This is a genomic window from Maribacter polysiphoniae (genome assembly GCF_003148665.1).
In the GTDB taxonomy this organism is placed as follows: Bacteria; Bacteroidota; Bacteroidia; order Flavobacteriales; family Flavobacteriaceae; genus Maribacter_A; species Maribacter_A polysiphoniae.
On sequence record NZ_QGGQ01000014.1, the window covers coordinates 17,344 to 30,836 of the forward strand.

Annotated in this window: 9 protein-coding genes and 1 pseudogene; 5 read left to right on the forward strand and 5 right to left on the reverse strand. The window is 40.9% G+C overall.

The annotated features are described in order from the left end of the window. Positions 1–19: 19 nt before the first annotated feature. Together LX92_RS20165 and LX92_RS20170 are read right to left on the reverse strand one after the other, a co-directional pair. Positions 20–1,117, reverse strand: coding sequence for an alkene reductase (locus LX92_RS20165; protein WP_109654500.1), 1,098 nt, complete (start codon positions 1,115–1,117; stop codon positions 20–22). A 189-nt stretch (positions 1,118–1,306) separates the two neighbouring features. Then, positions 1,307–2,332 carry an LLM class flavin-dependent oxidoreductase gene (locus tag LX92_RS20170; RefSeq protein ID WP_109654501.1) on the reverse strand — a complete coding sequence of 342 codons (1,026 nt, stop codon included), beginning with the start codon at positions 2,330–2,332 and terminating at the stop codon, positions 1,307–1,309. 217 nt (positions 2,333–2,549) lie between these two features. Here LX92_RS20170 and LX92_RS20175 point away from each other — a divergent pair, with 217 nt between their 5' ends. Beyond that, a complete protein-coding gene (locus LX92_RS20175) occupies positions 2,550–3,110 on the forward strand; it encodes a DUF4494 domain-containing protein (protein ID WP_109654503.1) in 561 nt (186 codons plus the stop codon). 109 nt (positions 3,111–3,219) lie between these two features. Here LX92_RS20175 and LX92_RS20180 read toward each other — a convergent pair whose 3' ends face one another. Continuing rightward, positions 3,220–4,776: an NAD(P)/FAD-dependent oxidoreductase gene (locus tag LX92_RS20180; protein ID WP_109654505.1), complete on the reverse strand. Its 1,557-nt coding sequence runs from the start codon at positions 4,774–4,776 to the stop codon at positions 3,220–3,222. Positions 4,777–5,053: 277 nt separating this feature from the next. Between LX92_RS20180 and LX92_RS20185 the strand changes: the two genes are divergently transcribed. From LX92_RS20185 to LX92_RS20200, 4 genes and pseudogenes are all read left to right on the forward strand, one after another. Further along, complete coding sequence (locus LX92_RS20185; RefSeq protein WP_109654644.1) at positions 5,054–5,467, forward strand: HYC_CC_PP family protein; 414 nt, start codon at positions 5,054–5,056, stop codon at positions 5,465–5,467. Positions 5,468–5,576: 109 nt separating this feature from the next. Then, positions 5,577–9,408 (forward strand): annotated as a pseudogene (locus tag LX92_RS20190) (efflux RND transporter permease subunit). Continuing rightward, positions 9,408–10,625, forward strand: coding sequence for a TolC family protein (locus tag LX92_RS20195; protein WP_109654507.1), 1,218 nt, complete (start codon positions 9,408–9,410; stop codon positions 10,623–10,625). The pseudogene LX92_RS20190 and the gene LX92_RS20195 overlap by 1 nt, the downstream one beginning before the upstream one ends. 2 nt (positions 10,626–10,627) lie before the next feature. Beyond that, positions 10,628–12,403 (forward strand): efflux RND transporter periplasmic adaptor subunit, encoded by a 1,776-nt coding sequence (locus tag LX92_RS20200; RefSeq protein WP_109654509.1) that lies wholly within the window; start codon positions 10,628–10,630, stop codon positions 12,401–12,403. Positions 12,404–12,529: 126 nt separating this feature from the next. Here LX92_RS20200 and LX92_RS20205 read toward each other — a convergent pair whose 3' ends face one another. After that, positions 12,530–12,952 (reverse strand): MgtC/SapB family protein, encoded by a 423-nt coding sequence (locus LX92_RS20205; RefSeq protein WP_109654511.1) that lies wholly within the window; start codon positions 12,950–12,952, stop codon positions 12,530–12,532. 164 nt (positions 12,953–13,116) lie between these two features. Then, positions 13,117–13,308 carry a cold-shock protein gene (locus LX92_RS20210; protein ID WP_013995610.1) on the reverse strand — a complete coding sequence of 64 codons (192 nt, stop codon included), beginning with the start codon at positions 13,306–13,308 and terminating at the stop codon, positions 13,117–13,119. Positions 13,309–13,493: the final 185 nt, after the last annotated feature.

Here is a 13,493-nt window from a genome sequence, read left to right on the forward strand (position 1 = left end):
TAAATTCAATAATCAGTTACTATTCAGATGCTTTTGGATAATCGGTATACCCTTTCGCCCCAGGGGTGTAGAAGGTCTCTTGATCCCATGCCACCAAGTCCAGATTTTGCTCAAAACGTGCTACCAAATCCGGATTGGAGATAAAGGGTTTACCATAGGCGACCAAGTCGGCATAACCCTCTTGTATCACTTTGTTTCCTTTGTCTTGATCAAATCCTCCATTGATCATTAAGGTGCCTTTGTATAAAGGTCGGAAATGTTTAGCGATTTCCGTAACGGCAAAAGGTACTTCGGAAACGTCTGTAAACGGTTCAGAAAGATGTACGTAGGCTAGATTGTAATCGTTTAATTTTTTGATGATGTATTCAAAAGTCGGAATCGTTTCCCCATCGATGGTAATACCAAATAATCCATTTAATGAGGGATTGAAACGAACCCCTATTTTTTCTTGGGGAATCACATCTTTCATGGCATCCAAAACCTCGAAAAAGAAACGGGTTCTATTCTCAATACTTCCTCCGTAATCATCGGTTCTTTTATTGGAGCATCCATTAAAGAATTGCTGGAATAAATAGCCGTTGGAGGAATGGAGCTCGACACCATCAAAACCTGCTTCCATAGCATTTGCAGCGGCCTTTTTAAAATCGTTGACGGTGGTTTTGATATCTTCAATGGTCATTTCCCTTGGCGTAACCGTATCCTTAAAGCCTTCCGGTGTAAATGATTTTGCGTTTGGATTAATCGCTGAGGCCGAAACCGGCAATTCGCCATTATGAAAATCCGGATGCGATATTCTACCGACATGCCATAGTTGAATGAATATTTTCCCGTCTTTATCATGCACGCGTTTCGTGACTTTTTTCCAACCTTCCACCTGTGCATCGGTATGGATTCCCGGGGTATTGATATAACCCACCGCCTGCTCCGAAACCTGGGACCCTTCGGTGATGATCAGACCTGCCGAAGCACGCTGCCCATAATACAAACCTTGCAACCCGTCTGTGGCGACTTTACCTTCGTTATTGGCTCGACTTCGTGTCATGGGCGCCATAACCACCCTGTTTTTTAGGTTAAGGTTGTTCTTTTTATAGGGCTGTAATACATATTGATTGCTCATAGCGTACGATCCTTTATGCTTATTTGATAAACAAAATTACACTACCGATAAATGATAATGTGCTGACCAATATCAATTAAGATAGATTTAACCTTTTTAGGTTTTCATAATCCTGTTCAGATTTTCAGGAATTAATTACTAATCATTGGACTGTGAGTTGGTTAAGTGCCTTGTATTCAACGAATGGATTCAAGGTGTAGCCTTCGGTATACCATCCAACTCCTTCATGATCTCCGCAAATAATTCATAAGATCGGATCCTTTCCTTTGCGCCATAAATATGGGTTACGGCAATCAATTCATCGGCTTTGGTTTGTTCCAAAAACGCTTTTACCTGCGTCTTGACAGTGGCTTTACTGCCGATAAAGGAATACTTTAGCATTTGATGTATTTGAGGATTTTGCATCACCTCCTTCAGGTCGTTCGTCATGGCGGTCGGCGGTTGAACATATTCGCGTTTGCCCGTGAATATCCCAATGATCAGACGAATCAAGGAGGTAGACAAACGTTCGGCTTCCTCGTCGGTATCGGCAACAATGATATTGACCCCGGTCATCACATATGGTTTCTGTAAGTCTTTCGAAGGTTGAAACTCTTTCCGGTAAATATCCAGCGCTTGCGATAAATACGTCGTTGCAAAGTGGCTGGCAAAGGCATAGGGCAATCCTTTTTTTGCGGCCAAATGGGCACTATCGGTACTGGAACCCAAAATATAGAAGGGGACCTCAACGCCTTCGGCTACGGTAGCGCGTACCTTGGATCTTGCATTATCCTTGGAAAAGTACATTTCCAACATTTCCAATTCCTTGGGAAAAGAATGTGCAGCCTCCATAAAATCAGAGCGGATAGCCTGTGCTGTTTCCCTATCGGTTCCCGGTGCCCTGCCCAGACCCAAATCGATCCTATCGGGATACAAAGTGGCCAAAGTCCCAAATTGTTCGGCAATGATCAATGGGGAGTGGTTGGGCAACATGATTCCCCCAGACCCGATACGAATCGTGTTGGTACCTTGTGCGACATAGCCAATCAATACCGAGGTGGCACTACTCCCAATATTGGATGCATTATGGTGCTCTGCCAACCAATAGCGGGTATACCCAAGTGCTTCGGCCTGTTGGGCCAATCCAAGGACGTTATCAAAGGTTTGTTTTAGGGTGTGGCCTTGGGAAACCAAAGCTAGGTCTAAGATGGAATAAGCCGTTTGTTGCGTTTTCATAATTGTGTTTGATCTAACCTGACAAAGGTACATAACCCAATACCTTTTTTGGTAAAAAATATGCTGTTGCTTTTTTGGAACAGGCTGTCAGGAATGCTAACTGCCTCATGCTAAAAGCGGTATGACGACCCGCTTAAAATTGTGGATATCTATTCACCTTTTTGACTTTTATACCTCAAGCGAAACCCTATATTTGGCACCCCTAAAACAAAAAGATATGAGTGCAACGTGGTATGAATGTAAAGTAAAATATAGAAAATTGGATGAAGCATCGGGTATGCTAAAGGTAAAGACCGAGCCTTTCTTGGTTGATGCCGTTTCCTATACCGAGGCCGAAAGTAGGATTACCGAAGAAATGTCGGCCTATTTGAGCGATAGTGAGGAAATTAAGATCACGAATATCAAAGTGGCCAACTATGCCGAAATACATCCCTTTGAGAATTCGGATCGATGGTTTAAATCCCGCGTGTCCTTAATCGCCTTTGATGAGGAAAGCGGTAAGGAACGTAAAACGAATATGTATCTGTTGGTACAGGCCAACGATGTAAAGGAAGCCTATGAGAATACCCTTGTCGTGATGAAGGATACCATGGGTGATTATACCATTCCTGCCATCTCTGAATCCCCTATTATGGATGTATTCCCTTATTTTTCGGGAGAAGAGGACGAATTGGAACGTTTGGAGAAATTCACAGCGCTAAAAGATGCCGTACCCGTAAAGAACGAAATGGATGAGGACTTGGAGATGGCCGATGTGCTATCGGGTGAAGAAGAGTAGTCCCTGTAATGATTTACCCATTGGGATCAAGCATCCTTACGATAAAAGTCCGTCTGAATAGTTTTAGACGGACTTTTATATTTAAGGGGTTCCGAAAATCCGGGACAACCTACAAACCAACAATGGCTGCCTCGGCACAGCGTTCCCCATCCATAGCGGCAGAAACAATGCCACCGGCATAACCGCCCCCCTCGCCACAAGGAAAAAGCCCCTTGACTTCCGGATGTTCCAAAGCATCATTCCGGGGAATGTTGACAGGTGATGAGGTCCGTGATTCAACCCCGATGATATTGGCCTCGGCCGTGTAAAAACCGTTCATTTTTTTGCCGAAAGCCGCAAAGCCACCGCGTAATCTACTTCCAATGAATTTGGGCAATAAGGAATGTAAGGGTACCGATTTTAAACCCGGTCGGTATGACGTTGGGTTAAGGTCTGGGGAAAGTTTACCTTCAACAAAATCCGTTAAGCGTTGGGCAGGTGCTGTTTGCGTCCTTCCCCCTGAGGTAAATGCCAATCGCTCCAAATCCTTTTGGTAGGCCAATCCTTTTAATGGCCCAAGATGATCGTATTTGGGAATATCCTCATCCACATTGATTTCGACTACAATACCGGAATTGGCATATAGGTTATTCCTTTTTGAGGGGGACATGCCATTCACCACAATTTCACCGGGCGCTGTTGCCGCGGGCACTATAAATCCACCCGGACACATACAAAACGAATATACGCCCCTACCCTTAACCTGCTCCACCAAACTGTATGCTGCGGCAGGCAGTAATTCATTGCGCTCCCCTTTGCAATGATACTGTATGGAATCTATGATATGTTGGGGGTGTTCAACCCGTACGCCCATCGCAAAGGACTTGGCCTTGAGTAAAATTTCTTTTTTATGGAGGAGTTCAAAAATGTCACGGGCCGAATGTCCTGTCGCCAAAATGACCCGTTTGACCTTGGTTTCGGTTTCATTGTTCAACACAATGGAATTCAACTGGTTATCATTGATGATAAAATCCGTTACTTTAGTGTTGAAATGTATCTCGCCACCATATTTCAAGATGGTTTCCCGAATGTTTTTCACTACTTTGGGCAGCTTATTCGTGCCAATGTGGGGGTGTGCATCAATTAAGATTTGTGGGGTTGCCCCGTGATGGACCAAACTTTTGAAAATGCGTTGGACGTCGCCACGTTTTAAACTTCGGGTATATAATTTTCCATCGGAATACGTTCCTGCTCCCCCTTCGCCAAAGCAATAATTACTTTCGCTGTTTACAATGTGATTGATGTTTATGGCCCTTAAATCGCGCCGTCGGTCTTTTACGTTTTTACCCCGCTCAAATACGATGGGTTTATACCCAAGTTCCAGGCACCGTAGCGCTGCCCACATTCCTGCAGGACCAAAGCCGATGATATGGATTTCCTTGGCCTTGGAAACATCCTTATAATCGAAATGATAGGTGTTTTTCGTATCGTCGGGTGCTTCGTTGATGTAAACCGCCAGTTTGTAGTTGAATTGGATTTTTGGTTTACGGGCGTCTATCGATTTTCGCAATACATGTATGGTTAGCTCCTTTTCGGGTAGGCCCAGATATTTTGCCACCCTTTTTTGAAGTCCGTTGGGATCACCTTCCTCTTTTAAGGACAATCTAATTTGCACATTTCTTACCATGCCGTAAAACTAAAAGATTTATTATGAATTTCTTATAAAATGGAAAAGGTTGTTATTAACTCTTTTTATGTGGTTTACCATTGTTTTTTATAAGTCCAATGTTGGCATTACTTTATTTGGGTAACTTAAACCAACAATTGGGCGATTACCAAATACCGCACCCAAAATTCGTATTGTCACTACCCCCAAATTAAATAGCTAAATTAAACCCGGATATCTTAAAATTAGCACAATATTCAATAGAATGCCCATGAATTTTCTACCTTTGACCGGTATTATGAAAAAAGTATTGCATAAAATAATGTCTTTTGCAATGGCTGTTGTAGTGTTGTTTTCTACAATGTCGTTTACCGTGGATATGCATTTTTGTGGTGATATTTTAGTGGAAGCCGCTATCTTCCATAAAGCGAAGGGATGTGGTATGGAAATGCAAAAGCCTTCTACCGAAGGTTGTACCCTTACAAAAAAGAATTGCTGTGACAACGAAAAACTAGTTGTTGATGGTCAAAACGAATTACAACAACAGGTTGATCATATTTCTTTCGATCAGCAAGTTTTTATAGCCTCATTTGTTTATACCTATTTGAACCTTTTCGAAGGTTTGGATAATAACGTATCCTCTTACGAGGAATACGAACCACCACTCGTCTTTAGGCAAATCTTCAAGCTTGACGAGACTTATTTAATCTGATTTTTAAACAATAGACCCGTGTTGTCCTATGGCTTATGGCCAAAAGGATGATTTGCTGTATTCGGTGTTTTTCAAACACCAATGTCCAACTGTTTAACAATCAAGACCAATGCTAAATAAAAGCATCAAATTTCTAATAGAGAACAAACTGGTAGCCGTGCTGCTACTTCTCCTGTTTTTGGGGTGGGGAACTGTTAATTCCCCTTTCAATTGGGACACGGGAATTTTGCCAAGGAATCCAGTAGCCGTAGATGCCATACCGGATATAGGCGAAAACCAACAAATCGTTTTTACCAAATGGGACGGTCGTTCCCCGCAGGATATTGAAGACCAGATTACATATCCCTTAACTACTTCCCTATTGGGTATTCCTGGGGTAAAGACCATTCGTAGCTCCTCTATGTTCGGTTTTTCAAGTATCTACGTCATTTTTGAAGAGGATATAGAATTTTACTGGAGTCGTAGTCGTATTCTCGAAAAACTGAACTCCTTACCAAGTGGATTACTACCCGAAGGGGTTAATCCTGCATTGGGACCAGATGCCACAGGTTTAGGGCAAATATTTTGGTACACCCTTGAAGGTCGTGATGAAAACGGAAATGTTACTGGTGGATGGGATTTGCACGAATTGCGCAGTATTCAGGATTACTATGTAAAATATGCCTTATCGGCTGCGGGCGGGGTGTCCGAGGTGGCATCTATCGGTGGTTATGTTAAGGAATATCAAGTCGATGTCAATCCGGAATTGATGCGACAATACAACATAGGCTTAAACCAGGTGGTAAAAGCCGTTAAGGAAAGTAATAAGGATATTGGGGCACAAACGTTGGAAATCAATCAAGTGGAATATTTAGTGCGTGGTCTGGGCTATGTAAAATCGATATCGGATATCGAGAATGCAGTGGTCACTTCTGAGGACCATACCTCAATACGCATAAAGGATTTAGGGAAAGTATCCTTGGGACCTGCAGTACGAAGGGGAGTATTGGATAAGGAAGGTGCGGAGGTTGTTGGGGCTGTTGTGGTTGCCCGATATGGTGCCAATCCTATGGAAGTCATTACCAATGTAAAAGATAAAATTAAGGAATTAAGTGCGGGTTTGCCTTCAAAAGTCCTTGCAGATGGTAGGACTTCACAAGTTACGATTGTTCCTTTTTATGACAGAACCGAACTCATTCAGGAAACGTTGGGAACACTGAATGAAGCATTAACATTGGAGATTTTAATAACCATCCTCGTGATCATCATTATGGTGTTCAATCTTCGGGCCTCCATATTAATATCGGGCTTGTTGCCGGTTGCCGTTTTAATGGTGTTTATAGCTATGAAGTTCTTTGGCGTTGATGCCAATATCGTGGCCCTTTCCGGAATTGCGATTGCCATTGGTACAATGGTCGATGTAGGGGTTATTCTTTCCGAAAATATTGTTCGACATCTCGATGAAAATGAGCACATGGATCCATCAGGGCAAGGAACCAACGAAGTAGAATCCGTACAGGGGGGGCTTCATACTACTCCGAAGAACAAACTTTCAATTAACGAAATTGTCTACAACGCAACCGCGGAAGTGTCTAGTGCCATAGTTACAGCGGTAATGACAACTATAATTAGCTTCATTCCGGTTTTTACGATGATTGGTTCGGAGGGAAAATTGTTTAGACCTCTGGCCTTTACAAAAACCTTTGCCTTAACAGCATCCATTATTGTGGCCTTGTTTTTAATTCCACCATTTGCAGCATTTTTATTCAGAAAGAAAAGCATTAAAACGAATTTTAAATATGTTTTAAATGGCATTTTAATAGTATTAGGTATTGTCGCCATACTTTACGGTTATTGGTTAGGGTTAATATTGGTTGGTTTTGGAATTGTTGCACTTATAAAGCAACAGGAAATAGTATCGGATAAACAAGCTAACCTAATCAATATAATTATTTCGGTATCAGCTATCGTCTTCTTGTTAGCGGAATATTGGAGACCGTTAGGAGTTGATAAAAGTATTTTTTTGGAATCTCATTTTCGTGAGTATTGTCTGTTTTGGGTTATTGGGCGTATTTACGTTGTTCCGAAGGTATTACACACGCATTTTAAGATGGTGTTTAGATCATAAAGCCTTGTTCTTGTCCTTACCGATAGCTATCGTTACTGCCGGGTTTTTCATAATGGGGAATATGGGTAAAGAGTTTATGCCCTCGTTGAATGAAGGCTCATTTTTATTGATGCCGACCTCTATGCCCCATGCCGGGGTTGAAGAAAATAAACGTGTTTTACAGCAATTGGATATGGCCGTAGCAAGCATTCCGGAGATTGAAACCGTTGTGGGCAAAGCGGGAAGAACAGAATCGGCTTTGGATCCCGCACCTCTTTCGATGTATGAGAATATTATTCAGTATAAACCTGAATATATGCTGAATGAAAATGGGGAACGCCAACGGTATAAAATCGATGATGGTTTATTCGTAATGAAAGACGGTCGATTGATCCAAAACGAAAATATAGCTGTCGGTTCGAGCACTTCGACTACGCTCAGTACAGGCTCTGTCGAGAACAAAACGGTAATTAATTCGATGACGCTCAATGTTACAAATAAACAACTGATCCCTGACAATGATGGGGAATTCTACCGCAATTGGCGACCGGAAATTAAATCACCGGATGATATTTGGGAAGAAATCGTACGTGTCACCAAATTACCAGGCGTGACCTCTGCTCCCAAGTTGCAGCCCATAGAAACCAGACTGGTGATGCTTCAAACAGGAATGCGCGCACCAATGGGAATAAAGGTAAAAGGTCAAGATTTAAATCAAATAGAAGCTTTTGGTGTTCAATTGGAAAATATCCTAAAACAGGTCGAGGGTGTAAAACAAGAAGCTGTATTTGCTGACCGTATTGTTGGTAAACCGTATGTATTGATTGACATTGATAGGGATAGATTGGCCCGCTATGGTATTACGGTACAGGATGTGCAGGATGTATTGAAAGTAGCTGTTGGCGGAATGGTATTGACCCAAACTGTCGAAGGTAGGGAACGCTATGGGGTGCGGGTACGTTATCCAAGGGAATTAAGGACCAACCCAACAGATTTAAAGCAAATCTATATTCCCGATGGGAAAGGCAGTCCGGTACCATTAAGTGAATTGGCAACCATAAGATATGAAAAAGGTCCACAGGTAATCAAAAGTGAAGATACTTTTTTGGTAGGTTACGTCCTATTCGATAAGTTGAAAGGTTTTGCAGAAGTGAATGTAGTTGAGAATGCACAAATCTTGATTCAACAGAAAATCGATTCCGGGGAATTAATAGTGCCCAAAGGTGTCAGTTATAAGTTTACGGGTACCTATGAGAGTCAATTACGGGCAGAAAAGACATTATCGGTGGTCGTACCTTTGGCTTTAGCCATCATATTTTTGATCCTCTATTTCCAATTCCGTTCCATAGCCACATCACTTATGGTGTTTACCGGGATTGCCGTAGCCTTTGCCGGTGGCTTTATAATGATTTGGTGCTATGGTCAGGGTTGGTTTTTAAATTTCAATTTATTTGGGGATAACCTGCGCAATCTATTCCAAATACATCCCATTAATTTAAGTGTTGCGGTTTGGGTCGGGTTTATTGCCCTATTTGGTATTGCAACTGATGACGGCGTTATAATGGCCACTTATTTAACCCAGACTTTTGATAGAAACACCCCTGAAAACATAAAGGAAATTAAGGATTCGATCGTAGAGGCGGGCGAAAAACGTATTCGTCCTTGTCTTATGACTACGGCAACCACGATTTTGGCATTGTTGCCTGTATTGACCTCAACAGGGCGTGGAAGTGATATTATGATTCCTATGGCAATTCCAAGTTTTGGCGGAATGTTGATCGCATTGATCACCTTGTTTGTCGTACCGGTTTTATATAGCTGGAAACAAGAGTTGCAACTTAAAAAAACAATATAATGAGAAGAATTATTTTATTGGGTATTGGACTCTTGTCCTATGGTTTTATAAGTGCACAGCAATTGGAAACACTTATAGAAGAGGCGTTGGCCAATAGTCCGCAGATCCAAAAGTTTGAATTGCAATATAAGATTGCCACCGAAAAAAAGAACGAAGTGAACACCCTGCCAAATACCGAATTTAGTGTGGGTTACTTTGTAAGTGAACCAGAAACACGAACAGGAGCACAACGCTTTAAAGTATCGGCGAAACAAATGTTGCCCTGGTTCGGCAATATTACCGCAAGGGAAAATTATGTTGCTTCTTTGGCCGACGTGCAATATGAGGAAATCGTTATAGCGAAAAGAAAATTAATAGCCTCGGTTTCACAATCGTACTATAATCTATATGCAAATAAGGCAAAACAAGCCGTTTTGACCGAAAACATCAAACTACTTGGAACTTACGAAACATTGGCATTAACATCGGTCGAAGTTGGTAAGGCTTCGGCCGTCGATGTCTTGCGTTTGCAAATGCGCCAAAATGAAATGCAACAATTATCGGATGTTCTGGGCCAACAATTTCTTGCCGAACAAACCGCTTTCAACAATCTTTTAAATCGGGAAAAAGCTATGGTTGTTCATGTGGTCGATGAATTGGATATCCCTTCGGAGGATTTTGAATCCGCTATCGAAAATTTGGCATTGCACCCTGAATTGTTGAAATACGATAAACTCTATCAATCCGTAACACAATCAGAATTATTAAATCAAAAGGAAAGCAGTCCAATGTTCGGTTTTGGATTGGATTATATTAATGTAAACGAGCGACCGGATATGGATTTCAGTGATAACGGAAAGGATATCATTATGCCAATGGTTTCCTTGTCAATACCGATTTTCAATAAAAAATTTAAATCCAAAACCAAACAAAACGAGTGGCAAAAACAGGAAATCGTAGCGCAAAAGCAAGAACGCTTAAATATGCTGCAAACGCTATTGGATAAAGCGCTAAATGAAAGAATTTCAGCACGGATAAGTTATGTGACACAAGCCAAGAACTTAAAGCAAGCCAAAAATGCGGAATCTATTTTAATCAAGAACTATGAAACGGGTACGATAGATTTCAATGATGTATTGGATATCCAGGAATTGCAATTGAAGTTTCAAATGAACCAAATTGAATCTATTAAGAATTATTATGTTCAAACAACTATCATAAATTATTTAAGTAATTAAACATGAAAAAATATATCATATATATTGGGATATTGGGTGCAGGATTCTTTTTAGGATGGTTGCTCTTTAGCAGTTCATCAACGAATGAAATAAAGCATGATCACGATAGGGTAACCGAAACCGATCAAATGTGGACGTGCTCCATGCATCCTCAGATTATGCAACCAGAACCCGGGGAATGTCCTATTTGTGGCATGGATCTGATTCCAGCATCGGGTGTCTCAGAAGGATTATTGGCAGATCAATTCAGGTTAACTGAGAATGCCATGGCATTGGCAAACATTCAAACGTCAATTGTCGGGAATGGTAACGCAATGGACAATACAATCAAACTGTCCGGAAAGATTGTTGAAAATGAGGAGGCTAATGCTGTTCAAGTCAGTTATTTTTCAGGAAGGATAGAACGCCTTAATGTGAATTTTACAGGTGAGGAAGTTCGTAAAGGACAATTACTGGCAACGATCTATTCCCCAGAATTGTATGCCGCCCAACAAGAATTGATTACAGCGGCGTCTTTAAAAGAATCGCAACCTGCATTATATAAAGCAGTTCGTAATAAATTGAAATTATGGAAGCTCTCTGATAATCAAATCAATCAAATTGAGGAAACGGGAAAAGTAAAAGAAAACTTTCCTGTATATGCAACGGTTTCAGGAACAGTTACGGAAAAATTAGTGGAACAAGGTGATTATATAAAGCAAGGTCAACCTTTGCTTAAAATCGCAAACCTAAACACCGTTTGGGCATATTTTGATGTTTATGAAAATCAAATCGACCAATTTAAAAAAGGACAGGAAATTTCCATAACGACAAATGCGTACGGCAATACATCATTTAAAGGGAAAGTGGATTTTATCGATCCCGTCTTGGATAATAGTACAAGAACCTTGAATTTACGGGTGGTACTTCACAACAAAAACGGAGTATTAAAACCAGGAATGTTCGTTCAGGGAAAAATCAAGGGTGTTACCCCAAGCATAGGACAGTCAATGATAATTCCGTCCTCGGCCGTTTTATGGACAGGGGAACGTTCTGTGGTATATTTAAAGAAAAATGCCACCCAACCTGTTTTTGAGATGCGTGAAATTTCATTGGGCAAACAAATCGGGGATAATCAAGAAGTTTTGGAAGGGTTGGACAATGGCGATGAAATAGTAACCCATGGAGCATTTACCGTTGATGCGGCAGCACAATTACAAGGCAAAAAATCCATGATGAACAAAGAAGGGGGTAAAGTCAAGACGGGCCATGGGGAACATCTTGGTATGGGAGGTACCGCTGTGGTAAACAAGACGGGCGGACATTTCAATAAGAATGAAAGGGTAAGTGTATCAAAGGACTTTCAAAATCAATTGAAAGCGGTTTATGGAGCTTATTTAAAAATGGCGAATGCTTTGGCCAAAGAGGATTCCAAAATAGTACAGTCAGAATCAAAAAGGGTATTGTATACGCTATCTCTGGTAGATATGAAACTAGTTACGGTTAAAGAGGCACATAATCATTGGATGTCGTTGGCAAATGAAATAAGGACATCTGCTACTTCAATTCTAAATTCAACGGACATTTCGGAACAAAGAAATCATTTTAAACATCTTTCGTCCCACTTGATCAATGCACTCCAGTTATTTGGTGTCAATGAAAAAGTATACGTGGAATTCTGTCCCATGGCAGATACGAATAAAGGAGCGTATTGGTTGAGTAAGAATAAAGAAGTAGTCAACCCCTATTTTGGGGATGCGATGCTTACCTGTGGTGAAGTAAAACAAATAATAGAATAATCATAAAATGCTAAATAATGAAGAAATTGATGTTAAGTAGGGCTCAATTCGTGGCAATGGATTTACTAAGTTTTAGGAGTGAAAACAACCAACCAAAAGAAACTATATCCGTAGCTTAAATGTTTTTCACTTTCGTTTTTTCAGCCAATTGTCCAACGGTTGCAAAAAGGAATTGATAAGAACGATAAGTGCCGTACAGATCAAGGTTTCCATAAAAAAACCAGAAGCAGCGATACAGCCTATGGCGGCACTACACCAAATGGTCGCAGCGGAACCCAATCCATGAACATCCGTTCCTTCCCTAAAGATTATGCCTGCCCCCAAAAAGCCTACCCCTGTCACGACTTGTGCAATAATTCTTGACACATCGATAGTTGATTCATCCGCTTTCATTAAAAAGGATAATAAAACAAAGATGGCAGCTCCGGTAGCAACGAGCATATTTGTTTTTAAACCTGCGGTTTTATGATGCCACTGTCGTTCAAATCCAATGGCCAATCCGGCCAATAAAGCAACAATAAGGCGTGTGGTGAAATCTGTGATTGTCATGATAACCTATTATGGAATAAAGATAAATGATTATTCCATACACATTGGCCCCTTTTCGAACCTAGGGAATATCATAAGTGTTCCTGTGCCATGACTTTTGGGAATGGGGTATAAAAAAAGCCCTAACGGTTACCGTCAGGGCTTTTTGAAACTTGAAGTATATGTTAGATAACTTTTACGTTCACTGCATTTAATCCTTTGTTTCCTTCTTGAAGGTCAAATTCAACTTCGTCGCCTTCACGAATCTCGTCTACTAATCCTGAAACGTGTACAAAGTGGTCTTTTTCAACTCCTTCTTCAGTTATGAATCCAAAACCTTTTGTGTCGTTGAAAAATTTTACTGTTCCTTTACTCATTGTAATGTAATTTAATTTATTATAATTTATTGTTTGCAAAGATGGTGCCATTTTTTCGACGGACAACATTTTAATTGGTTTCTTTTCAATTAATTATGTCTAGCCGCTAGGGTTATCTACTATTGTTTTTAAGCTATTCCCTTTATCACTTGATGGTTACAGCGTTTTACCGCATCCAAAACTTA

What these genes read in the sequence shown, in the direction of transcription:
- LX92_RS20165 (WP_109654500.1), bottom strand. Translation starts at nt 1,117, where the DNA reads ATGAGCAATCAATATGTATTACAGCCCTATAAAAAGAACAACCTTAAC.
- LX92_RS20170 (WP_109654501.1), bottom strand. Translation starts at nt 2,332, where the DNA reads ATGAAAACGCAACAAACGGCTTATTCCATCTTAGACCTAGCTTTGGTT.
- LX92_RS20175 (WP_109654503.1), top strand. Translation starts at nt 2,550, where the DNA reads ATGAGTGCAACGTGGTATGAATGTAAAGTAAAATATAGAAAATTGGAT.
- LX92_RS20180 (WP_109654505.1), bottom strand. Translation starts at nt 4,776, where the DNA reads ATGGTAAGAAATGTGCAAATTAGATTGTCCTTAAAAGAGGAAGGTGAT.
- LX92_RS20185 (WP_109654644.1), top strand. Translation starts at nt 5,054, where the DNA reads ATGAAAAAAGTATTGCATAAAATAATGTCTTTTGCAATGGCTGTTGTA.
- LX92_RS20195 (WP_109654507.1), top strand. Translation starts at nt 9,408, where the DNA reads ATGAGAAGAATTATTTTATTGGGTATTGGACTCTTGTCCTATGGTTTT.
- LX92_RS20200 (WP_109654509.1), top strand. Translation starts at nt 10,628, where the DNA reads ATGAAAAAATATATCATATATATTGGGATATTGGGTGCAGGATTCTTT.
- LX92_RS20205 (WP_109654511.1), bottom strand. Translation starts at nt 12,952, where the DNA reads ATGACAATCACAGATTTCACCACACGCCTTATTGTTGCTTTATTGGCC.
- LX92_RS20210 (WP_013995610.1), bottom strand. Translation starts at nt 13,308, where the DNA reads ATGAGTAAAGGAACAGTAAAATTTTTCAACGACACAAAAGGTTTTGGA.